The following is a 26,111-nucleotide window of genomic DNA, read 5'->3' on the forward strand; positions in this document are numbered from 1 at the left end:
TTGAACTGTGAAACACGCGAACACATGACTAAAGTTACACAACCTTCAGTGCAGTTGCGTCACTCAGCCTTGTTTCCTTTTGACTGGATTTGACAAGTTATGTCACGTGATACCCTGGGAGGCTCGTTGTCGGGGCGTCCTCACGTCGGACGTACCCGCATAGGGCGTTGCCAATTGACTATACTAGTTAGCCGATATGTTGTGTAGATGTAGGTGATAATGAATCAGCTGGTTGCGTGACCCGGGCGGCTTTTTCCCAGATTCCTGAGATACCACCCTGCCAATAGCGTACCAAACCTAACAACACACATGTATTCATAAAAACAAAATAAAACGGAACAAAAGCCGGTTTCCAGCGCGTCTGTTTATCTTCATTTCGGTAGCCCACATAAGCTAACCCGTAAAAAAACACTTGCCCAACCAGTAACAGGCTCCAGAAAGCCAGCATCAGCGAAGAAGCGTCTGATAAAAGTAGTTGCATTACAATCAGCCCATTCACGAAAACGAGCAGCGGCAGGCAAAATGGTGTAACAGCCCAGCGTAATACCCGGTGCGACACGTACTGGAAGCTAAGCCAGCCATAGCGAACGATATTCAGCAGTGCGGCCAGCCGTTTTATTGATTGAAAGCCCCCCGTAGCAATGCGCACTTTTCGCTTTTGTTCTTCCCGAATAGACGGAGAAGGTCGCTCCAGGGCATATGCCTCCGGTTCATATTCAACGCGGAATCCACGAGCGGCGATGCGGAGGGAAATCATAAAATCGTCGAGAAGCGTATCGGCCTCAACAGGTTCATACAGGGCTGTTCGAATGGCAAATAGCTCACCTGCTGCCCCAACAATCGTATGCAGTTCAGCGTCCAGCCGTTTTAAAAACGATTCATATTTCCAATAAAGCCCTTCACCACTGCCGGTTGCAGCCTCGGCCAATTCCATCTGAATTCGTTTCTCGCCGGTAACGGCCCCCACGTTTGGCCCGTCGAACTTCCTGACCAGGCGGCTTACCGCCTCCAGGTTCAGGGTTGTGTTGGCATCAGTGAAGATCACAAGCGGAGTACGTACCTGCTGCATGGCGTTGTTCATGGCCTCAATCTTGCCTAGACGTCGTGTACCCGACAACATGGTTAGATTAGGTACGTTCGCTTTCTGTGCCTCCAGCCACTCGGCCGAACCGTCGGTGGAGCCCTCAATAACAAAGAGAAGGTGCAGGCGATCAGCAGGGTAGTTTTGGGCTAAACAGTTCTGCAGTTTCGCGGGCAGACAGTCGATCTCGTTATAGGCTGGCACTACTATTGTGACCTCGGCAGCTTCTCCGGCAGGCGGCATTGTTCGCTGTCCAATGTTCAGAATCCGTCGCAGTTTCACCAGGGTATAGAGCACCAGCCCATAGCCAAGGTAGGTGTAGACAACGAGTGCCATCAGCACCCAGAACAATATGATTATAACGGAGAGCAGCATATTATACGTTTTCCTGTTGCCACAGGCTGAAGAACGTTTTGTAGATAATCTTCATGTCTTTCATAAACGAGAAGGTTTCTACGTATTCTATGTCCAGATTGATTCGCTCCTGCTCGTCCATTCGACTTTCGCCCCGGGCGCGCTTCTGCACCTGCCATAGGCCGGTTAAGCCTGATGGGCCGGCAAAGCGTTTTACGGCCTGATCAGTGGTGAGTTTTTCGGCCTCATATACGGGCAGCGGCCGATTGCCAACAATAGACATATCACCGACGAGAATATTGATCAGCTGCGGCAGTTCATCTATACTACTGTTACGCAGAAAATTACCAAGGCGGGTGATGCGGGGATCATTACGGAATTTCACAAACGCGGCTCCTTTCTCGCCCCGCCGCAGGTAATCGCGCTCGCACACGAACCGGTCCTGATCAAATAACTTGCGCTGGCACGATGAGGCAATCAGAGCACATTGTTCGCATAAACCCTGACTAGGTGCCAGATCACCTATGTTGTCAGACTCCTGACTATACATATTATTTTCAGAAGCCATCTGTTTGAGCAGCTGATCTGCTTCAACGCGCATCGTGCGAAACTTGATCATACCAAACACCCGATAATTGGCTCCTACCCGCTTGGATCTGTAAAAGACGGGGCCTTTCGAATCGAGTTTTATCAACATTGCGACCAGCAACATCAACGGACTGAACACAATCAGCGCCTGAAGGGAAGCAGCAATATCAATGGCTCGTTTCCATGTTGGCAGGGTAAACCGGAAGTTGCTATTCTGAATCTGATCATCGGGCTGGGCGGATACCCGCCGCATCAGAGTCAGGAAAAACTGAATACGCTTTTCAAGTTGAGCGGTATCGGCAAGAGTTAATAGATCAGTAACACCAGCACGCAGTGCCAGTTGCCTGGCTTCATTTGTTGATTTACTGCATAGCAACAGGATGGGGACACTCTGATTAAGGGTGGTAGCCCGTAGGGCTGCCAGTGATTCAACGCTGCTTTGATTCTCGTTCACGATAATGAGCGCTGCCGACTGCCGATCACGCATCCAGGCGATTGCGTCATCTATTCGCTGATACCAGCGAATAAGGTATGACGAATCGATTAAAGCAGATATCTGGCTAAATACGGCTTCTTCTTTTTCAACCAACACCAGACATGTTGCCGTTTGCCGGTTTATTTCCGCACGTATCATAATCGAGTAAATATATCAGTGACGTTGAATGTACTTTTCGTAAAGAGAAAGGCAGAATGCGAATAGTTTTGGCACACATTTTGCTAGACCCGAAAACTCCGGTTATCTACTACAGGTTCAGCGAGTTAGGCGACCAGAAACGCTTTAGCAACGATGAGTGCATTGGTATTACCGGCGTTTCATTTGTCTCTGCTACTACTGCATAGCGATTATGTAATGTTCGCAGTGTCACGCTCACTTCGAGTGGATTAAAAGGCTTGGCAATGTGCGCATCGGCACCAGCTTCAAGGCAGGCAATGCGGGTATCACTGTCAGCCGCATCTGACAGAACGAGCACTGGAGTTCTTTCAGATAACTTACTCATTCTCACCAATTTAATCAGCTCTAGTCCGTCAAAAAACTGCAAATCCAATTCCGTAACAATACAGTCAAATTGCCGACCCTGCACCAATAAACGGACCGCATCGCGGCTGTTTGTGGCAACAGTAATCGCATAATCTGTACGTAACGTTTGTGTCAGCACGGTAGCAATGTGGGGGTTCTCTTCAATTAATAAAAGTTGGCGATTCGTTTTTTTCATGATTATTTTCAGGGTAGTCACTCTTCAGTTCGATGATGGCACGGTTGTTGTTTAATTTCTGTCAGACACAAACTACATTTTTAAAAAATTTCGTTTGTTCATTAGTAGACCCTGCATGTTTCCCGAAACTGGCAACGCCAGCGGGGTAACTATGTAGGTAATATGCATGCCTGTGTAGACAGTTAATGCTTTAGACTAGGCTACTATATGCATAGTCACAGGAATAATCATGTTTTAAATTATTCCATGTTCATAGCCACATTGTTTACCTACGGCTATGATAGATAAGAAAGTAATTTGTTGCCCTAAACTTGTTACTTGCGCCGCTTCCTGTCTCTCCGCGCGCGGCCCTTCACTTCACTTACTTTTAGTTTCGTAACCGGCAAGCTAAATCTAAATTTAGTTTTTCGAGCATTTTAAAGAATCAAAAAACAAGTTCACTTTTTATCAATACCAAATCTTTGTTTTATACAAACATTGTAGTATATTATACCTATCTTATTTGTTTCTATACGCTTTATATAAAGCTGTTGACGCACTCCTTCTCAGTTGGTTAGCTTGTATCCGATCAAAATAATTAAGTGATTTTACGTTCAAAATCACTTAACGCCATATGTATATAGTATACTTATATCAAGATTCATTCCTGGTTAATCCTGTCGCCAGACGTGTACTCTTTACAGCTAGCTAATCACTATATATTTAGTAGACGGTCAGTGGCGCAACAACAGGCGCTTAGTCTAAATGACAAGACGCACATCGACACGCGCTCGTAGCTAAAGTTGTTGGCCTGCTAATTTGTATTAATCTTAGAACATGTTCGTTCAGGTTTGCCGAAACTACTCTTTCTTATGCCTATTGATCCGTTGCTGTTACCTATCGACTCATTCAACGGTTCAGCAGATACAATACATCAGCTTGTAGCGCGTGCGGCCCGGCAGTTCGGCGATTCTTCAGCAGTCGTATTCGGCCCCGATTCGCAGACATACACGCAACTAAACGCTGAAGCTGACCAGGTAGCACAGCACCTGTTGCGTGCAGCACCCGATGCCACCATTATCGGCATTAGCACGAGCAAACGCCTGAATCTGGTTAGCCACTTGCTGGGAATCCTGAAAGCAGGGAAAGCTTACCTGCCGCTCGACCCAACCTATCCGACCGCCCGGCTTCAACAGATTGTCGACATCGCCCAGCTAACGTACTGCCTGGCCGACGAAAGCGAATCCGCTCTTTTTCAGCAACTTGGCCTTGCCATTTCTACCAACCTGTCTGGTACATTACCATTTTTGCCCGTTACACAGCAGAACCCGGTTGCCTGTATACTATATACGTCAGGGTCTACAGGTACGCCAAAAGGCGTTTGCCTGGGTCACGCTGGGCTCATCGACTTGTTGCACTGGCAGGCGCGGCATGGAACGGCGCAGCCAGGTACAAGGTCTCTTCAGTTTTGTCATTTAAGCTTCGATGCATCGTTTCAGGAGATTTTTCTGCCTCTAACCACCGGCGGAACCGTTTACCTGATCGACGATTCGTACCGGCTCGATGCGGCCCGCCTGCTCCGCTTCATTGCGGATAACGCCATTAACCGCGTATTTCTGCCCTATGTGGTGGTGCAATACCTGACCGAAGCCGCTCAAACAATTGGCTTATTTCCGGCCACCTTGCAGGAAGTGATCACGGGCGGCGAGCGCCTGCGAATTACGCCGCAGATACGTCAATTTTTCGGCGAATTGCCCGATTGCACGCTGATGAACGTGTATGGCCCCACCGAGGCCAGCGTTTGGGTGACTGAGCATAAGCTGAAAGGCGATGCGCAAAATTGGCCTGCCCTGCCTTCTATCGGCGCACCCATTGCCCGCGCCAACGTTCTGATTCTTTCCGATGCGTTAATCCTGGTCGAGAACGGACAGGTTGGCGAACTGTATATCAGTGGCCCCTGCGTGGCGTTGGGTTACCTGAACCGACCTGATCTTACCGCCGAACGGTTTATCCGCTGGAATCACCCGACGGAGGGCGAGATGATCATTTACCGCACCGGCGATCTGGCTAGATACGTTACGGAAGGTCCCGAAGCGGGTAGTCTCGATTTTCTGGGCCGGGGCGACGACCAGGTGAAGATTCGGGGTAACCGGGTTGAACTGGGCGAAATCGAAGTAGCGCTCGCTCATTTGCCGGGCGTGCAGCAGGCGGTGGCCGTGGCCCACGAGAGCCAGTCGGGCCAGAAAACGCTGCTTGCCTATGTGATTGTGCATACCGGCATGGAGGCCGATGGGCCAGCGTTTCGGAACCAACTGGCCGATTCGCTGCCCGATTTCATGCTGCCCGCCCAGGTAATTGTGGTTGACACATTCCCGCGAACGACGAGCGGCAAAGTCGATAAACTGGCGTTACCCAGGCCCGAGCCTACCCGCCCCAGTCTGCCCACGCTTTTCCGGGAGCCAGGTACGTTGCTGGAGCGACAACTAACCGATTTCTGGGCCAGCCTGCTGGAGATATCTCCCGTTGGCATCGACGATAACTTCTTCGATCTGGGGGGCAATTCGCTGCTCGCGCAGAAAACCGTAGCGGGATTAGCCGCCATGGGCTATACACTACCCATCACGAAACTATACCAATACCCGACAGCGGCCGGATTAGCCGCTTTCCTGCAACCAGCCGAACCAATAAGCACATTGACCCAACGCGAAACGCCGACCCGTGGCCGCAATGCCTCGGGCGACATTGCGGTAATTGGGATGGCAGGCCGTTTTCCGGGGGCCAATACGATCGATGAACTCTGGCAGGTGCTAGTTGAGGGGCGCGAAACGACGCGCTTTTTTACGCCTGACGAACTAGACCCATCTATTCCGGCTCAGGTACGTGCCAATGCGTCTTATGTGCGGGCGCGGGGGGTACTTGACCAGGCCGATCAGTTTGATCCGGCGTTTTTCGGCCTTACACCTGCCCTGGCCGAGCTCATGGACCCTCAACAACGCGTGTTTCTGGAAATTGCCTACGAGGTACTGGAGCAGACGGGTTATTTGCCGCAGCGAGCCGGATCGGCCCGTTCCGAAGTCGTTGGCGTTTGGGCTGGCTGTGGCAACAATACGTATTTCCTGAATAACGTATTACCCAACCCGGCGGCCGTAGAGCGGGTTGGGGCATTTCAGGCGATGACGGTCAATGAAAAAGATTACATCGCCTCGCGAACGGCGTATCAACTGAATTTAAAAGGTCCCGCCGTCAGCGTATATTCGGCTTGCTCTACGTCATTACTGGCCATTACGCAGGCGGTTGAGAGTTTACGAAATGGCCAATGTACCGTAGCGCTGGCAGGTGGTGCGGCTATTACAGCACCGATCAACAGCGGTCATTTCTACGAAGAAGGGGCCATGCTAAGTCGTACAGGCCAATGTCGGTCGTTCGATGCGGAGGCCAGCGGTACTGTTTTTAGTGATGGTGCGGGTGTGGTGCTCCTGAAAACGCTGGACGACGCCCGCCGCGATGGCGACCCGATTTTTGCGGTGATCAAAGGCGTGGGTGTCAGCAATGACGGGGGCGGAAAGGGGAGTTTCACGGCCCCAAACGCCGAAGGACAGGCGGCGGCCATCCGGCAGGCACACGCCGACGCGCAGGTTGATCCGGCGACGATCAGTTACGTAGAAGCCCACGGCACCGCTACGCCCCTAGGCGACCCAATCGAGTTCGATGGGTTGACGATGGCGTTTGGCCCACTAGCCGACAGGCAGTTTTGCGCCCTTGGTTCTATCAAGAGCAACATGGGGCACCTTACGCAGGCGGCGGGTGTGGCTGCATTGATCAAGACGGTGTTGGCCCTGCATCATCAGAAACTGCCTGCTTCGCTGCACTTCGACCGGTCAAACCCCGCCATCGACTTTACAAACAGCCCGTTTTACGTCAATACAACCCTTTCTGATTGGCAAATGGCCGACCAGCAGCCACGCCGGGCGGGGGTCAGCTCATTCGGCGTAGGTGGAACAAACGTGCATGTGGTGTTGGAAGAAGCACCCGGACTTTCGGAAACAACCGATTTCCATTCCGCTTCAGATCGTCCTTATCAGTTATTGACCTGGTCGGCCCGTTCGGCGAAAAGCCGCGAGTCCTATGCAACAAAGCTGGGTACGTACCTGCACCAGGCCGGAGCAGCCTCGCTGGCCGATGTGGCTTATACCCTGCAAATAACCCGCCCGGCCATGGGTCAACGGCGGTTCGTGGTGGCGGCTACGGCATCACAGGCACAGGAAGCGCTTGCTGAGCCCGACACCAACACACACACGCTCAATGGCCGTCCCGGCGAGGTCGTGTTTATGTTTCCCGGCCAAGGCGCGCAATACCTGGGCATGGGGCAAGATCTGTATCTGCACGAGCCCGTTTACCGCACCGCCGTTGATGTCTGCGCTGATTTACTGACGCCTTATCTGGACGTAGACATTCGGTCGGTGATGTATCCGGAAACGGCTGATCTGGGGGCTAAAGAGTTACTTAAAAATACCCGATACACCCAGCCAGCCCTGTTTGTAACGAGCTACGCCCTGGCTAAACTCTGGCAAAGCTGGGGCATTGAGCCGACGATTTTGTGCGGCCATAGTCTTGGCGAATTTGTAGCAGCTCATCTGGCGGGCGTTTTCTCCCTGCCCGACGCACTGTTATTAATTGCCAAACGGGGACAACTCGTGGGGTCTTGTCTGCGGGGGAGTATGTTGTCGGTGCGTCGGCCGGTATCAGACGTTGTGGCGCTTTTGCCCGATACATTGTCGGTAGCGGCGGTCAATAGCCATAGCCTGTGTGTGGTGGCAGGCTCCGACGAAGACATTGCGGCCTTTGCCCAGTTGCTTGATCAGAAAAATATACCCAACCGGGTACTCGAGACGAGCCACGCCTTTCATTCGGCCATGATGGACCCGGTTGTAACGACCTTTGCCGAAGTGGCCCGGCAGGTTGCGCTTTCGCGCCCGCAAAAGCCGATCGTATCGACCGTTACAGGTACGTGGCTCACCGACCAGCAGGCAACCGACCCGGCCTACTGGGCGGCTCACCTACGCCAAACGGTTCAATTCGCCGACGCACTGAACACGATTTTTGCCCTTCGGAATCCACTTTTATTGGAAGTTGGCCCCGGCACCAGCAGTACGTTACTGGCCCGCCAACAAGCCGGAACCCGGCCAATGACAGCCGTTGCCAGCCTACACCGCCGTGATGAGCAAACCGACTACCAGGCACTGATAACTGCCCTTGGCACGGTATGGCTGCGGGGCCTGGAACCGAACTGGACCGCTTTTTACGCCAGTCAGACGCGCAAACGGGTGCAGTTACCCACCTATGCGTTTGATCGGAAACGGTGCTGGGTCGACCCGCCCGCTGGTGCTGTACCCTTGATTCCTACGCAGGGCAGTCAGGGAACGGCTATGCCGAACGAAGAAGCGGCAGGCATATCAAATGAGCAACAATATCTCACGCAGATTGCTGATCATCAATATACTTATCTATCAGAAAACAGTACCCACCCGACGCCATCCATACCTATGCGAAGCGAACATCTTCTAACTCAAATCAATACACTACTCGAAGACGCATCGGGCATTGATCTGGCAGGTACGTCGCCCACCACATCGTTTTTGGAAATTGGGCTCGACTCGCTCCTGTTAACCCAGGTCTCTATCAGCCTGCGCCGCACATTTGGCGTACCCATCACGTTCCGGCAGCTCAGCGGCGAGTTCGATACACCGCAGAAACTGGCCACGTACCTGGATGCCCAATTGCCCGCCGAGGCGCATCAGCCAGCAGCGGCCGTTGCCGCGCCGGTGCCAATGACCACGCAGCCTTCGCATGCCCCGCAACCCGGTTCGTATCCATCTCTTTCCAGCCAGCCCGGCGGCGATTCGGCACTTGGCCTGATTGCCCAGCAGTTGCAGATTCTGGCCAAACAGGTAGCCCTGATGCAGGGCGGTACAGCTGGAGCCGTTCCTGTTCAGGCAGTTCCACAACCCGTAGCCCCATTGCCCGTAACGCCACCGAACCTACCTGTAGCCCATTCGGCACCGAAGATGTCGGTCTCTTTACCCGCTGACATTACGCCGGAAGAAGCCATTGAGCTGAAAAAACCGTTTGGTGCCACCGCCCGTATCGACCGGCAGGTAACCGGTCTGAGCGAGCCGCAGCAAACATTTCTGGCCGAATTGACCACCCGCTACAACCAGAAAACGGCGAAGAGCAAAGCCTACACGCAACAACACCGGGCCCAAATGGCCGACCCACGCGTGGTATCGGGATTCCGGCCGTTGACCAAAGAGATCGTGTATCCGCTGGTGATCAACAAATCGAAAGGAAGCCGCCTTTGGGACCTGGACGGGAACGAATACATCGATGCACTGAACGGGTTTGGGGCCACCATGTTTGGCCACCAGCCCGATTTCATCAAGGAGGCGCTGCACGAGCAGGTCGAAAACGGGTATGAGGTTGGCCCCCAACATGAATTGGCTGGCGAGGTTTGCCAGCTGGTCTGCGAGTTCACCAAGTTTGATCGGGCGGCGTTGTGCAGCACCGGTTCAGAGGCCGTACTGGGCACCATGCGCGTAGCCCGCACCGTAACGGGCCGGTCGTTGATCGTAGCTTTCACAGGGTCGTATCACGGCATTGTTGATGAAGTGCTGGTTCGGGGAACGAAGAAACTGAAGACGTTCCCGGCAGCAGCGGGTATCATGCCCGAAGCGGTGCAGAACATGCTTATTCTCGACTATGGCACCGACGAAAGCCTCCGCATCATCCGCGAACGGGCGCATGAACTGGCGGCCGTTCTGGTGGAGCCCGTACAAAGTCGTCGGCCGGAGTTTCGCCCCATTGAATTTTTGAAAGAAGTGCGGGCCATCACCGAAGCATCGGGAACGGCCCTGATCTTCGACGAAGTGATTACCGGTTTCCGCATGCACCTGGGCGGCGCACAGGCTCTGTTCGGTATTCAGGCCGACTTGGCTTCTTACGGAAAAGTGATCGGCGGCGGGTTGCCCATCGGCGTCATTGCGGGCAAAAAAGCGTTTATGGATGCGCTCGACGGCGGTTTCTGGCAATACGGTGACGACTCATTTCCTGAAGTGGGCGTGACGTATTTTGCAGGTACGTTCGTTCGGCATCCGCTGGCGCTGGCGTCGGCAAAAGCGTCTTTGCTGCATCTACAGGCCGAAAGCCCATCGCTACAAAAACGGCTGACGCGTTATGCCGAGCAACTGGCAATCGCCTTCAACGCCCGCTTCGACCGGCAGAAGTTGCCCATCGTGGCCACGCAGTTTGGTTCACTCTGGCGGTTAAAATGGACCGAAGACGTGGCCTATGGTGAACTTCTTTTCACGATGATGCGCGAAAAAGGCATTCATATCTGGGATGGTTTCCCCTGTTTCATTACCGAAGCCCATACCGACGCCGATATCACCGCCATCCGCGAGGCCTGCCTGAGCAGCATCGACGCCATGATCTCGGCCGGTTTCCTGATTCCGGGTGTAACAGAGGGCAGCAACGTACCCGGCGTTTGGTCGGCCGATCATCCGCCCGTACCGGGAGCCCGCCTGGGCCGCGATCAGCAGGGTAACCCCGCCTGGTTCATCGCCGATCCCGATCAGCCCGGTTCGTACCGGCAACTGGAGGTTGGGGTGTAAGCTATTCCCAGCGTGGTCAGCCGTGGGGGCAAGACAATTTTGAGGGCAACGAATCTGTTTTATACAGCAATTTGTTACACCTTTATACATACTGTTTTGCCCCTACCCTATGATTTCTTTGCGTAACTGGCCGTTGATCCTGACGGTCACGCTCGGCTTATCGATGCCCGCGCTGGCTCAATCAAAAAAAGCCGCTACTTCTGCTCCTCTCCGTTTCAATCCTGCTGCTCCCATTCCCTTCGATGCGGCCGTAAAAGTGGGCAAGCTACCGAACGGGCTCACCTATTACATCCGCAAGAATGCCGAGCCAGCCAACCGGGCCGAACTTCGGCTGGTGGTTCGGGCGGGGTCGGTGCTGGAAAACGATGCCCAGCAGGGGCTGGCTCACTTCATGGAGCACATGGCCTTTAACGGCACCAGGAATTTCCCTAAAAATGAGCTGGTCAATTTCCTGCAATCGTCGGGCATCCGGTTTGGGGCCGACCTGAACGCCTATACCAGTTTCGACGAAACGGTGTATGAACTGCCCGTTCCGACCGATTCGGCGAAGGTGTTCGAACGGTCGATGCAGATTCTGGAAGACTGGGCACATAATGTCAGCCTCGACACCACCGAAATCAACAAAGAGCGCGGCGTGGTGCTGGAAGAATGGCGGCTGGGGCGCGGAGCACAGCAACGGATGCGCGACAAGTATTTTCCGTACATCCTCAACAATTCGCGCTACGCCAACCGGTTGCCTATCGGGAAAGACAGCATCATCCGTACGTTCCGGCCCGAGGTGCTACGATCGTTCTACAAAACCTGGTACCGCCCCGATCTGATGGCCGTGATTGCCGTGGGCGATTTTGACGTGAACAAAGTGGAAGCCATGATCCGGCAGAAGTTCGGGCGGATTCCGAAAGCCACCTCGCCCACCCCGCGACCAACGTACCTGATCGATTCACACAAAGACACGAAGGTGGTGATCGTGACAGATAACGAGCAGCCCAACACGGTCATCCAGATCATTTATAAACGCCCCGAGTTGAAAGACCGCACCCTCGGCGACCTGAAAGCCGACATCACGCGCGAGCTCTTCAACGCCATGCTGGGCAATCGCATTCAGGAACTGACGCAGCAGGCAGACCCGCCCTTTCTGTACGGAGCCAGCAATTACGGTTCGTTTCTGGGCAACCTCGACGCCTTTACTGCCTACGCCGTGGCCAAGGAAGGCAACATTCAACGGTCAATTCAGGCGCTGCTCAACGAGACATCGCGCGTGAAACAGTTCGGATTTACGGCGACCGAAATGGCCCGCGCCAAAACAGAATTGCTGCGCGGTGCTGAACAGGCCTACGCCGAACGCAACAAAACACGTTCGGCCAATTACGTGGGCCAGTACGTCGGCAATTTCACCGATCAGGAACCCGTGATCAGCGTTGATTACTACTACAATTTTGTACGGCAAAACCTCGCCAGCATTGCCCTGCCTGAGATAAACAGCCTGGTTGATCAGTTCATCCGGCCCGAAAACCGGGCAGTGGTGATCATGGCTCCGGAGTCTGACAAGGCCAAATTGCCCAGCGTGGAGACCGTGATCAGCTACATCGATGCCGCTGGCAAAGACCTGACCGCCTACGATGATAAAGTGCTCGACAAACCGCTGCTGGCCACGCCACCAACGCCCGGCCCGGTGGTGAGCGAAACGAAGATCGATAAGATTGGTGTGACGGAACTGCGCCTGAAAAACGGCGTGCGGGTTGTTCTGAAACCAACGACGTTCAAGAATGACCAGGTGCTGTTTACCGGCAATAGCCTCGGCGGCACCTCGCTCTACGAATTACCCGATTATCAGTCGGCCCGTTTTGCCTCAACGCTGGTTAACCTAGGCGGAACGGGTGAATTCAGCCAGGTGCAGCTCGGAAAATTCCTGGCCGGCAAAGCCCTGAACGTGTCGCCCTACATCTCGGAACTGGGCGAAGGTATCAGCGGCAGCGCGGCTCCGAAAGATCTTGAAACGGCACTTCAGCTCCTGAACAGCTACTTCACCCAGCCCCGCCGCGACCCCGATGTGGTGGCGGGTTTCCTGTCGAACCAGAAAAGTGCGCTGGCCAATCAACTGGCTACGCCTACCCCACAAAAGGTATTTCAGGATACCATCGCCGTTACGCTGGGCAACAATAACCCTCGTCGCCAGCCCCTAACCCCAGCCGACCTCGACCGCGTGAACCTCGATCGGTCTATTCAGATTTACAAGGACCGCTTTGCGGATGCCAGCAACTTCACCTTCGTGTTCGTCGGCAATTTCGATGTGGCCAAGATACGTCCGCTACTGGAAACGTACCTGGGCAGCCTGCCGACCACCACCGGGAAAGAAACTTTCCGTGACCTGGGCATCCGGGCTCCACAGGGTCAGCTGAGTAAAACCGTTCGGCGCGGCGTTGACCCGAAGGCGAGCGTGCAACTGGTTTATACCGGCAATTTCGACTGGTCGCCCGAAAACGCTACGCAGGTAGATGCGCTGGGCGAGGTGCTGGAGATCAAACTGGTTGAGCAATTACGCGAGGCCGAAAGTGGCGTGTATGGTGTATCGGCGAGTGGCGTGTATGGCCGGTATCCGGTGCCGCGCTACACGTTCCGCATCAACTTCGGCTGCGCCCCCGACAATGTGGATAAGCTCATCGCGCTGGTAAACAAGGAGATTGCCAAGCTAAAAACCAGCGGCGCCGACCCTACCGACATTGCCAAGTTCAAAGCCGAAACGCAACGCGAACAGGAGGTTCAGCGCAAAGACAACAGCTTCTGGTTAAGCTATTTATCGAACCAGTATTATAACGGCGACGACCCAACCGAACTTCTCCGCGAACCGGAACTGATGAAGCAGGTAACGGTAGAAAGCACCAAGGCCGCCGCCAATCGCTACCTCGGCGACAACCTGATCCGGTTCGTCCTGCTTCCGAAAGAATAAGTTGCCAGTGAAGGGTACAAACACAGGTTTTCATAGTCCCCTGTGCTTGTATCCTTCATTGCATTTATCGCCCCTTCGTTTTCTGAATGCGAACGGGGGCACAGATGTCGGGTTTGCAAACGCAATCTGCTGGGGGTAAGATCACTGTCAGGTCTTTGCTACAACCGTCGGGCGTGTAGATGCGCACAGTGTACGGTTGCCCTGTAACCCTGCCGGGATTAGGCAGATCTCGTCGCAACACACCATCGGCAGGAACAACCGGCAACGTACCTGGATCGGCAATAACGGCGGTAAACCGTTCTCCTTCCGAAATGGCAAAGCGCCAGGTTGAATCAAAATTCGTGAGCAACAGCTGCCCGTCCTGCCGGGGCGTTGGTCCGCTGCAATTCGGGGCGCTTGCCTGTGCGGTGAGGGTCAGGTCATCGGCCTGTGTCAGCGTAAAACTGACAACCTCGCGGCATTCGTTGGCATCAGTAACAGTCAGTGAATACGTACCTGCTGCCAGATTAGCCAGGTCTTCTGTTACAACACCCGTACTCCACGAATAGCTGTACGGCTGAGCCGCTGGTCCTGGAGTGGCACCTTCAAGGGTCACATTGATACTGCCCGTGGCCGATCCATTGCAGATAACCGGTTTCACAATAGCATTCACGCCAAACGGTGGCGGTTGTACTACCGAAATAGCCGCACTGGCGGTACACCCGTTGGTGTCGGTCACAGTCAGCGAGTACGTACCTGCGGTCAGGCTCACGACCGTAGCGGTGGTTGTGCCATTACTCCACGAATAGCTATAAGGCCCTGCGCCACCGCGCACTTCGGTTGTAACCGTAGCCGGTTGCCCCGCGCAGGAAACAGACGTGGGCAACCCCGAAACGGTAAGCAGATCGGGCTGCTCAATCACGAACCGATCGGTCTGGTTACAGCCGTTGGCATCGGTGACCGTAACAGAATAAGCCCCCGCCGCCAGGCCCGAAACCATAGATGTTGAGGCCATGAAGCTGGCATCATCATTGACCCAGGCATAAGTATAGGGGAACGTACCTGACGAGGAAGTACCTCCGGAAATAGTCAGGCTGATGGTGCCATCGGCACTACCCGAACAGTTTACGTTGGTTTGGCGACCTATCAGCGAAAGGGCAGCAGGCTGGCTCACCGTCAGCGCACTCACCATTGAACAGCCATTCCCATCCACGACCATAACGCTATACAGGCCCGCCGAAAGTCCGCTAAGCAGGGACGTTGACTGACCGTTGCTCCACGAATAGCTGTAGGGCAACGTACCTCCGCTCACCGTCAGACTTGCCGTACCATCCGTACCGGAGAAGCAACGAACATCTGTTACGCTGGCGGCCAGGCTTAAGGCAACAGGTTCTGTAACTGTCAGTGCCCTGGCGAGCGTACAGCCATTTCCGTCTGTTACCGTAACCGAATACGTACCTGCACTAAGCCCGCTAACGCCCGAAACAGACTGGCCGTTACTCCAGGCGTAGGTATACGGTTCGTTGGGGGCATTCACTCCTCCGACAACCGTCAGACTGGCGCTTCCATCGTGGCCATCAGCGCAGGAAACGGGTAGTATCGTGGCCGACATGCTTAACGCCATGGGCTGCGATACGCTGAATGACGTTTGAATTGAACAACCATTCCCATCAGAAATGCTGACTGAATATACCCCGGCAGTCAGCCCATCGATGGCAGACGTGGAAGCGCCTGTACTCCACAAGTATAAATAAGGCAGGGTGCCCCCCGTGGTTGTCAGACTCACGCGCCCATCTGTACCTGAAAAACAGTGTGCATCCGTTATGATATTAACAACCGACAATGATGTTGCCTGACCAACGGTAAACGAGCTGGTTGTGCTACAGGAAGTACCGTCTGTTACCGTGACAGAATACGCGCCTGCGGTTAGACCGGCCAGCGTAGAGGCAGACTGGCCGTTGCTCCAGGCGTATGTGTACGGCTGACTCGTCGGGCCGGGTATGCCTCCCGCCACGGTCAGGCCGATGGTACCATCGGCACCAGAAAAACAGGCAACCTGGTTGCTAGTGCCGGTGATGCTCATGGCCGGTGGTTCCGTAACCGTATACGACTGGATCAGTGAACAGTCATTGGCATCGATCAAGGTTACGCTGTATATGTCGGCCACCAACCCGCTGGGAATCGATGTCGATGCAACCTGTGTACCTGTGGTGTTTTGCCATACGTACCTGTACGGTTCTTTTCCACCCGACGCCGTTACACGAATAGCGCCGTCGGCGGTACCAAAGCAGCGAGCCGGGCTAACCTGCCCGGTCATACTCAGGGCATCAGGCTGACCAATACTGACAACAAATTCAGCGGGGCAATTATTGGCATCGGTCACCCGAAGCACATAAGCGTCTGCCGATAATCCCTGCTGGGTTGGCGTAGTGGGCAAAATGCCCAGCGAACTGGTTTTCCAGGTATAATTATACGGTTGACTTGTGGAGCCGGGGGTGCCGCCTGTAAGCGTTGACCTGATTGCGCCATCGGCACCGCCAAAACAGCTGACGTGGGTCAAACTGGTTTCGACCGCTATTCGAAGGGGTTGCGTCAGCGTGATTGTGATCGTATCGCGACAGGCATTGGCATCAGCCACGAATAGTGTGTAGGAGCCTGCCACTACGTTTTGAAGCACATTAGTTGTGCTCAAGGCCGTGGTCGATTCGCCGCCAGTCCAGGTGTAGCTGTAAGGGCCTGTACCGCCCGTCACAGTGGCCTCAGCCCGGCCGGTGGTATCGCCGTTACACCGGTTATTCTGCATTGCCATCGCGATTGTCAACTGCGGCGGTTCTGTAACGGACAGCGACAGTTGGGCCGAGCATCCATTCTTATCGATAGCCGTTACCGAATACAGCCCCGCCACCAAACTGCTTTGGTCAGGCGTTGTTACGCCATTACCCGATGGGCCAGCCCACGCATAGCCATATAACGGAGTGCCCCCCATAACTGTCAGGCTGAGGGCTCCATCGTGCCCGCCCGCGCAGGAGGCTGGTGTGGCGGTACCCGTAACCGACATGGCCGAAGGCTGACCGATGGTTGCGCTGATGATCTGACTACACTGGCTCGCGTTGGTAACCGTGACCATATAGGTGCCCGCCACCAAACCAGTTACCGACGAGGTCGACGTACCGATAACGCCCGTCGGACCGGTCCACAGATACGTATAGGGTTGGTTAGTCGACAGGGGTGTTTCGCCGCCAGTAACAACAACCGATAAGGCTCCATCTGACCCGCCAAAGCAGCTAACGTCGGCCATATTGATTTGTAGTCGTAGCAAATCCGGCTGGGTCAGGGTTCGGGCAAGGGCAATCTGACAGCCGTTGGCATCGGTCACTACCCCCTGATATAAACCGGCGCTCAAACTGCTGCGATCAGCTTCGGTCGCCCCATCGGTCCAGCTATAACTAAATGGCTGCGTACCACCGGCCACTGTTAGGCTGATGGCCCCATCGGCACCGGAAAAGCAGGTAATATTGGTCGCTGCCGCGTTGATCGATAAGGCCAGCGGCTGGGTTACCGTTACGCTGGTAGTAGCCGTACACTGGTTGGCATCAGTCACCGTAACCGAATACACGCCCGCCGGAAGAGCAGTCAGGTCAGCGGTTCGTGCGCCGGTATTCCAGACAAACTCATAGGCTTCGGAGCCCCCGGCCGGAGCACCACCCACCGCCGTCAGGCTGACCGTTCCGGCTGAACCGTTGAAGCAGGCGACGTTTTGAGTATTGGTAACCAACGATAATACCGGAGGTTCCGTTAGGGTAAAGGAGCGCACCAGCGCACAGTCATTGGCGTCTGTCACGGTTAAGGAATACACACCGGCCGGTAAATTCGTTAGAGTCGGGGTAAACGCGCCGCTGCTGGCCGGGCCAGCCCAGGCATACGAGTAAGGCAACGTACCCCCGGCTAGATCAATGTTTATCTGGCCGTTCTTTCCACCGAAACACAGGATATCTACGGTCGTAGCGGTCAGGGTCAGGCTCGCGGGCTCGTCAACCAGCGCCGAAACGGTTGCCGTACACCCGTTAGCGTCGGTAGCCGTTACTGCATATGTCCCTGCCTGTAACGACGAAAGTGTCTGCGCGTCAATGCCAGTATCCCAGCTATATCTGTAGGCGGCTGTACCCACGGCCGGGGTTCCTCCCAGCGCCGTAGCCGATACAATCCCATCGGCACTCCCGTTACAACGGGGAGGCACAACGTGCATCATAAGCACAACGCCTATGGGCTGGGTTAATGATTCAATCAGCGTGAGGCGACAGCCCTGCGCGTCCGTGACATTCACCGCGTAGGTATTGCTGGCCAGTCCCATCCGATTGGGGCTACTCAACCCAACATCCATCCAGCTATATGCGTATGGACTGGTACCTCCGCCTACAATTGCGGCAAGCTGACCGTCTGACCCGCCGTAGCAACTAATCGGCAGGCCGTTGAGGCGTCCTGTCAGGGCATCGGGCTGGGTTAAGGTCAGGCTTGTCTGGGCTGAACACTGGTTGGCATCTGTCACCGTGACCGAATACACGCCCGCCCGCAATACACTGATTTCCGGCGCCGCATATCGTGCACCGGATGGGCTGATCCATTGATACGTGTATGGCCCAACGCCCCCGCTGGCGGTCAGACTGGCCGTACCGTTTGTGCCGCCAAAACAACTGATGTTCGTACCCGATACAGCTACCGACAACGCCGGCGGCTGCGTCAGCGTAAACGAATTGACCTGCACACAGCCATTGGCATCGGTCACTGTAACGGTGTAAACACCCGCAGGTACGTTGTCGATGGCTGAGGTCATGGCGCCGGTCGTCCACAGATACACATACGGGCCGGTACCGCCCGAAGCGGTGATGTTGGCTTGCCCGTTGGTGCCTCCGTTACAGAGAATGTTTGTTTGAGCACCAGTGATCGTCAGGGCCGTTGGCTGCAGTACAGTAGCCAGGGCCTGAGCCGTACAACTGTTTGCGTCTGTTACTGTCACGCTATACGTACCTGCAATGAGGGTGGTGATCAACGATGCCGTTGCGCCGGTAGCCCAGACGTAGGTATAGGCTGGTGCTCCTCCCTGTACGTTGGCGCTTACACTTCCATCGGCGCTCCCAAAGCAGCGGGCGGGTACTGGCGTCAGAGCAACCACAAGCGGTGTTGGCTGAGTCAGCGTAACGTTGTTACTTGTCTGACAGCCGTTGGCGTCGGTCACCACAACGAGGTAGTTCCCGGCAGCCACCCCGGCCCGGTTCCGGAGCGTTGAGCCATCATTCCAGCTGTACGAATAAGGTGCAGTACCGCCCGTAGCTGTCAGGTTAATACTACCGGTCGTTCCCGCAAAACAGGCAACGCTCAGGCTACTCGCGGCCGAGGTCAGCGCCGGTGGTTGTGTGATCGTGAACGACTGACTGGCTACGCACTGGTTGGCGTCAGTTACGGAGACTGAATACGCACCCGCTATCAAGCCTGACCGGTCTTTTGTCGTTCCGCCATCGCTCCAGGCAAAGGAGGGCTGGCCGGTACCGCCCGAAACGGTGAGGCTGATACTGCCGGTTGCATTGCCGAAACAAACAACCGGTTGCGTTGTGCTGGTGAGCGTCAGTAAAGCGGGCTCGGTTAGGGTTACCGATCTGATTTCCGAACAACCATGCCCGTCGGTAACCGTTACGGAATAGATGCCGGCCGCCAGACCCGACCTGTTTTGGGTCGATGCGCCGTTACCTGTTGGTCCGGCCCACGAATAAGCATAGGGCAACGTGCCACCAGCAACCGCCAGCTCAATCTTTCCCGACGCGTTCTGGAAACAGGTCAGATTGTCGGCAAAAACCGCCACAGACAAAGCCGAGGGCTGGGCGATGGTGACGCGCAGCTCATCGGAGCAACCATTGGCATCGGTCACCGTAACCGAATACACGCCCGCAATCAGGTTACTATGCGTTGCTGTTGTCTGATTGTTTCCCACCGGACCCGTCCAGGAATACGAATAGGGCAACGTACCTCCCGCTGGTGAAACCGTGATTTGTCCGTCATTGCCGCCAAAACAGGTCACGTCGTCATAACTGGCGCCCAGGGTCAGCAGGGGCGGCTGGGTTACGCTTCGGGTGGTGGTGGCGGTACAGCCATTGGCATCGGTCACCACCACACTATAGCTGCCGGCCGACAGGTTGGTCAGGTTTTGTGTGGTAGCGTTTCCCATTGGGCCAGCCCAGGCAAACGCAAAGGGCATTCGCCCCCCCGTAGCCGTCAGGCTAATAACGCCCTGCTGATCGCCGTAGCAAAGTACATCGGTTGCCAGCGCCGCCAGCGTCAGTTCGGGGGGCTCGGTAATGGCGATGGTGGTACTTTGTACGCAACTATTACTGTCAACCACTTTAATAATGTATGAACCGGCCGGCAACCCCGTGGTCAGTGTGCTATTACTCACTACCGTGTTGGCGGCGTTGGTCATCGTGAGCGCGTAAGGCGGCGTGGCTCCTTCGATTTTCAGCGAAATAACCCCGGTCGACTGGTTATTACAGGCTACGGCTGTTACGCTGGCCGCAACACCAAACGGCGGTGGCTCCACAATCGTAGCCGACGTGGTGGCCGTACAGCCGTTCACATCCGTTACCACTACCGAATACGACCCGGCAGACAGCCCGTAGACCGATGCTGTTGTGGCACCCGTATTCCATCGGTAACTATACGGCGACGTGCCGCCGCGGGTATCAGTAACAACGCTGGCGGGTTGTGCATTACACAGCACCAGCGACGGATCTGGCTGGATCGTGAGCGGAATAGGCTGAGTAATGGGCACAGAAGCAGCTAGTTGGCAGCCGTTGGCGTCGGTAATGGTAACGGTGTAGGTATTCGATGTCAGTCCGGAAAGAGCCTGAGTGGTAGCCCCGGTGCTCCATAAGTACGTATATGGCGCTACTCCCCCGCCGGGTGTGAGATCAATGGCACCATTGCCACCATTTGTGCAGCTCACATTGGTATGGCTTTGCGTTGCCGTCAGGCCCGGGGGCTGGGTCAGCGACCGGCTGATCGTAACGGAACAGGCATTAGCATCGGTGACGGTCAGCGAATACGTACCGGCGGTCAGTCCCAACACGTCTTCGGCAGAACTACCATCTGACCAACTGAATGAATACGGCGCAGTACCACCCGACGGGGTTGCATTGATAACCCCATTCACACCGCCGAAGCAACTCACCTGCTGAGTCGTGGCCGTCAGAGAAAGGGCCGTTGGCTGAGTAACGGTTGTGGTAGCCGTGCCCGTGCAGCCGTTGGCATCGGTGACCGTCAGCGAGTATGTTCCGGCCGTAATACCCGCTAACAGTGATGTTGAACTGCCATTGCTCCATCGGTACGAATACGCGCCCGTTCCACCCTGCACCAGCTGACCAACGCCGCCATCGGCTCCGCCAAAGCAGGAAACCGGCCGCAGAAGCAACGATACCGTCAGCGCGGGTGGTTGCCCTAACGTTGCCTGCGCCTGCGCTACGCACCCGTTGGCATCAGCCACCGTAACGGAATAGGCTCCCGCCGCTACGGCTGCCAGCAACTGATTGGTTGACCCGTTACTCCAGCGGTAGGTATACGTACCTGTTCCGCCCGTGGTTGTGAGGCTGACCAGCCCGGTGGCAGCTCCGTTACAGGCTACCGACACCGGTGCCAGCGCCAGCGTCAACGCCGGCGGATTGGTCAGGGTGGTGGTCAGCGTCTGGCTACAGCCACTGGCATCGGTCACCGTTACCTGATACGTCCCTGCCGGGATAGTAGTCAGGTTTTTCGTCGTTGCGCCGTTGCTGGCCGGGCCTGTCCACAGGTACGTATATGTGCCCGTTCCACCCGCCGGAGCCAGGGTAATACTACCGGTAGCCGTACCGAAGCATACTGGATTCTGTTTTGTTGCCGTTAGCGTCAGGGCAGGCGGATTCGTCAGCGTAACTGACCGCACGAGCGAACAGGAATTGGCGTCACTTACCGTCACCGAATAGGTGCCAGCCACCAGCCCGGATATGCTGGCGGTTGTACCACCCGTATTCCACCGATATGTATAGGCCCTCGTTCCCCCAGCGACTGTTAGGCCTATACTCCCTGTTGATGCGCCAAAACAGGCCGGATTCTGACCCGCCGTAACGACGCTAAGCGCGGGTGGGTTCGTGAGTGTCGTGCTCAAAACGGCCCGACAGGCATTGGCATCCGTCACGGTTACCGAATACGCACCAGCCACCAGCGCCGACAGATTCTGCGTTGTTTGTCCGCCGGCCCATAGGTAGGAATACGCCGATGTTCCACCCGATACAGTTAAATCAATACCGCCATTGTCGGCTCCGAAACAGGCGGGATTCTGGCCCGCCGCTGTCAGCGTAATTGCCGTTGGCTGGGTCAGTATCGCCGAAGCCGTGGCCGTACAACCAGTGAAATCCGTGACAACCACTGAATACGTGCCAGCAACGAGGCCGGTCAGGTTTTGCGTGGTGGCTCCGTTACTGACCGGCCCCATCCACAGGTACGTGTATGCGCCGGTGCCCCCCGTTGGGGCCAGGGTAATGCTGCCAGTGGCGGCTCCGTTACAGGCCACGTTTTGTTTAGCCAGAGCAGGTAGTATAATGGATGGCTGCGTCAGGCTAAAGGTCTGGGTAACCACACAGTTGTTGGCATCGGTCACCACAACGGAGTAGCTACCGGCCGGTAATGTCATAATATCCTGCGTGGTAGCACCGTTGCTCCAGGCGTACAGGAAAGGGCTTTTCCCTCCAGACACCGTAAGGTCAATATTGCCCGAAGAGGCTCCGTTACAGGCAATCTGCTGCCTGACAGCCGTCAACGAAAGAGCCGCAGGTTGGGTAATCGAGTAGGATTGCACTACGCTACACTGGTTGGCATCCGTCACGGTCACTGAATACGCACCAGCCACCAGCGAGGCGAGATTCCGGGTTGCAGCGCCAGCACCCACCGGGCCAGCCCATGCGTAGGTGAATGGGGCTGTCGCGCCCACCGGAGACAGACTTAGGCTACCGTTATTTCCGCCAAAACAACTAACATCCTGTTGAGTAACACTGACCGATACGGCCAATGGTTGCGTTAACGTTACCGCCGTTACACTCTGGCAACCGCTGGCGTCCGTCACCGTGACAGAGTATGTGCCCGCCACCAGCGCCGACAAATCCTGTGTGGTTGGCCCGGTACCCAGCGGACCAACCCAGCGGTAGACGTACCCAGCCGTTCCTCCCGATACGCTCAGGTCGATGCTACCGGTACCGGCTCCATTACAGACCGGGTTTACGCGGGTGGTTGAAAGCGCCAGTACAAGTGGTTGCTGTATGGTGGCCGAGGTAGTTGCGGTACAGCCGTTGGCATCGGTTACCGTGACGGAATAGGTGCCTGCCACCAGGCCCGACAGATCTTTGGTAGTGGTGCCGATACCTGTTGGTCCAGTCCATTTATACGTGAATGCGCCTGTGCCTCCGGTAGCCGTCAGGCTGATGCTGCCCGTTGCTGCCCCCGTACAGGCTACATCCTGCTGGGTCAGGGCCAGGGTAATGGCCGGAGGCTGCGTTACCACCACCGTCAGACTACCCACGCAGCCATTGGCATCCGTTACTGTTGCTCCATACGTACCTGCCGTAATACCCGTCATAGCAGGCGTTGTCGCAGCCAGCGTACTGCCACCGTTAGTCCAGGAATAGCGATATGACGGTGCACCACCCGACACCGACAGGCTGATTGCCCCTGTATTCCGGCTGTTACACAACACGCCTGTGACACTCGACGCAATGCTGATCGTTGTGGATTGACCAACCGTGGCACTGCCCGACGCAATACACCCCCCCCGGTCGGTTACCGTTACGGAGTAGGCCCCCGATGTAACGCTGGTAAGGTCTTCGCTCGTCGTTCCGTTGCTCCAGCGGTAGGTGTATGGCGTAGTACCGCCGCTGGGCGTTAGATTGACCAAGCCCGTTGCCTGACCGAAACAGGCGGCATTTTGTACAGAAAATGATAAGACCGGCGCGGCCTGAAGAGCCACCGTCTGCGTTACGGCTGCCGTACAGCCATTGGCACTCGTTACCACAGCCCGCAATGTACCCGTTCCGGCCGAGCCCCAGCGTACCGTAGCCGTTTGGCTGGTCGGCGCGCCACCCGACGTGATCGTTCCGTTCGTAGCGCTCCAGGTATACGTACCTGCGCTGGCCGACAGCGTGTATGGCACCGACGTACCCGCGCAAAATGACGTACTACCAGCCGACGTACCTGTAAATTTCACCGTGGGCGTATCGGCCTTCACAACAATCGAGGTTGTATCGGTACAAGTATTACCATCGCTGACGCTGACCAGATAACGCCCCGGCACTGCGCCCTGAAGGATCTTTGTTGTCAGTACCTGCTTATCCGGCGTGATCCATTCATACCGAAAATTTCCGCCCGAACTGATAGGCACAACAGTCAGCGAGACACTCCCTGTTGGCTGGCAGACAATCGATGAACTAGACAGTATACTGACTATCAGATCGTTGTTATTATTGACATATTCCAGACAAACCTGTCCTTCGCGCCCTAACTCGTTCTGCACAATCACCCGGATAGTATCACGGGCGCAAATTGGGGCCGTTGTGCTCATTGTATAGGTGATGCACTGCCGGCCGTTGAACGTCGCTGATTTGGTGTACTTGCCCGGTAAGATACTCTTGATCGTATTGGTATTTCCGCAGCTGGTCAATGTCAGGCAATAATCAACGGGGCTACCTACCGTCACCTGAGCTACAGTAATAAAATCGTCGGGCTGGCCAGATTGGCCGTTGATGACATCGACACGGGCTTCGTAATTGGAGTAATACCCGTAATTTCCTGTAGAAGCACCACCCGTGTTGGAAACCACACCGACATGGAAACGCTCGGTCGACGTCAACGTGTTGACGTTATCAACCGACGCAATAGAACTGTTTGGGAAGCTAATGATACTTTGCTGAACTCCGTTGACCGTAATGCGGTCGATGACGGTTCCGTAAGCGGAAAATGGCTGCCCCCGGAATGTTAAACTAGCCGTACCCGACGACGGAATCGTGACCAGAGCCTGATCGTTGGAAACGGCTGTTGTCCGGAAAAAATCAATGCGTTTGCTGCCATTACAGGGGTTGATGGCCGGTAGCAGGCCCATTCCGAATTCGTTCTGGGCATACGACGATACGTGGTATGTGTACGCCTTCTTGCCAGTCTTTATGTAGAACGCGCGGTTCTGGGCAGCATTGGGCAGGTTGTAGGTGTATACCTGGCCCGCCTGCAAAGTTGTTGTTGCCAATACCGACGACGTACCCGCCACGGTTGTTGGGCCGGAAATAGTAACGGTCGTGTTATTTTCAATGGCCACCACGAACACATAATCCGAGTTTGCGGCGGTATTCAGGCTATGCACGGCCACGTAATCGGTACCTACCGTACGGGCGGGCACCAGCTGATCAATACCGGCATCGCGGTTACTGCTATACGGCTGGGCGGTGTGTTGAGAGCCCGAATTAACAACAATCGGATGATCGGGGTCAGACGTAACGAGTGTACCTGCTACCGATTTGTTTTCGGTGCTGGCGCCGTTGTTGATCACTTTCGACGTGACCATATACGTCTGGCCCGCATTCAATGTGATGGTGAACGGAACATTGGCCGGGTGGCCTTCAAGGTCGATCGGGCTGTTGAAGGTAACGGAGGTTCCATCAAGCGTGGCCATAACCGATACGAAATGGCGCTCATTGACGATATTGTTGCCGCTCAATCTGGTTTGGCTGCCAGCATAAAAAGCGTATCCAAGCGCAGCACGGCATTTCAGTGGTACGATATCCTGGTTGAGGTTCGGCGTTAGCCGATAGGTAACCTGTACCGGTTCGCCAGAAGTAATAATCAACCCTTTATTCAGTTCCTTCGTATTTACCTGATCGGACATCACTACCGACAGGGGTAACGACACTATCGTTGCTCCGGTAGAGGTTACGGCTACTGTTTTGGTGTATGAACCGTCGGCGCTTCGAATGGTGACGGTTGTATACGGGGCAGATGTTGACAAGACCAGATCCTGCGATCCGTACACATCGGCCCCACCGCCATTGGGCACCCCCCAGATAGGCGGCATGTAGCAGGTGTTGGGCTGCACACAGCTTTGGAACCGATCGCACTCCGGGCAATCAGGGTCCTGACAATCAATTAGTTTGTCACCATCATCATCTATGCCATTGTTGCATATCTCTATTGTCTGTGCCTGAGCCAAGTACGGACCCGTAATGAGTAACGCACTGATAGCCAGTCGT

At 55.4% G+C, this 26,111-nt stretch carries 6 protein-coding genes; 2 read left to right on the forward strand and 4 right to left on the reverse strand.

Going from position 1 to position 26,111, the window contains the following annotated elements:
* Positions 1–187: 187 nt before the first annotated feature.
* The 3 genes from J2I46_RS16085 to J2I46_RS16095 form a co-directional block, all read right to left on the reverse strand.
* Positions 188–1,456, reverse strand: a complete 1,269-nt coding sequence (locus J2I46_RS16085; protein WP_207330055.1) for a glycosyltransferase family 2 protein — start codon at positions 1,454–1,456, stop codon at positions 188–190.
* 1 nt (position 1,457) lies between these two features.
* On the reverse strand, positions 1,458–2,657 hold the full coding sequence (locus J2I46_RS16090; RefSeq protein ID WP_229379789.1) for a sugar transferase: 1,200 nt from the start codon (positions 2,655–2,657) through the stop codon (positions 1,458–1,460).
* 109 nt (positions 2,658–2,766) lie between these two features.
* Positions 2,767–3,237 (reverse strand): response regulator, encoded by a 471-nt coding sequence (locus J2I46_RS16095; protein WP_207330056.1) that lies wholly within the window; start codon positions 3,235–3,237, stop codon positions 2,767–2,769.
* A gap of 851 nt (positions 3,238–4,088) precedes the next feature.
* Between J2I46_RS16095 and J2I46_RS16100 the strand changes: the two genes are divergently transcribed.
* On the forward strand, positions 4,089–10,883 hold the full coding sequence (locus J2I46_RS16100) for a polyketide synthase (protein WP_207330057.1): 6,795 nt from the start codon (positions 4,089–4,091) through the stop codon (positions 10,881–10,883).
* A gap of 109 nt (positions 10,884–10,992) precedes the next feature.
* Positions 10,993–13,830: a M16 family metallopeptidase gene (locus J2I46_RS16105; RefSeq protein ID WP_207330058.1), complete on the forward strand. Its 2,838-nt coding sequence runs from the start codon at positions 10,993–10,995 to the stop codon at positions 13,828–13,830.
* Positions 13,831–13,894: 64 nt separating this feature from the next.
* On the opposite strand, the gene J2I46_RS16110 is transcribed toward J2I46_RS16105, so the two are convergent.
* Positions 13,895–25,936 carry a hypothetical protein gene (locus J2I46_RS16110; RefSeq protein ID WP_207330059.1) on the reverse strand — a complete coding sequence of 4,014 codons (12,042 nt, stop codon included), beginning with the start codon at positions 25,934–25,936 and terminating at the stop codon, positions 13,895–13,897.
* Between the last annotated feature and the right edge of the window lie 175 nt (positions 25,937–26,111).

Origin of the sequence: Fibrella forsythiae, from assembly GCF_017353175.1 — a bacterium.
GTDB classification, from domain to species: Bacteria; Bacteroidota; Bacteroidia; order Cytophagales; family Spirosomataceae; genus Fibrella; species Fibrella forsythiae.

What these genes read in the sequence shown, in the direction of transcription:
- J2I46_RS16090 (WP_229379789.1), bottom strand. Translation starts at nt 2,657, where the DNA reads ATGATACGTGCGGAAATAAACCGGCAAACGGCAACATGTCTGGTGTTG.
- J2I46_RS16105 (WP_207330058.1), top strand. Translation starts at nt 10,993, where the DNA reads ATGATTTCTTTGCGTAACTGGCCGTTGATCCTGACGGTCACGCTCGGC.
- J2I46_RS16110 (WP_207330059.1), bottom strand. Translation starts at nt 25,936, where the DNA reads ATGCCGCCTATCTGGGGGGTGCCCAATGGCGGTGGGGCCGATGTGTAC.
- J2I46_RS16100 (WP_207330057.1), top strand. Translation starts at nt 4,089, where the DNA reads ATGCCTATTGATCCGTTGCTGTTACCTATCGACTCATTCAACGGTTCA.
- J2I46_RS16095 (WP_207330056.1), bottom strand. Translation starts at nt 3,237, where the DNA reads ATGAAAAAAACGAATCGCCAACTTTTATTAATTGAAGAGAACCCCCAC.
- J2I46_RS16085 (WP_207330055.1), bottom strand. Translation starts at nt 1,456, where the DNA reads ATGCTGCTCTCCGTTATAATCATATTGTTCTGGGTGCTGATGGCACTC.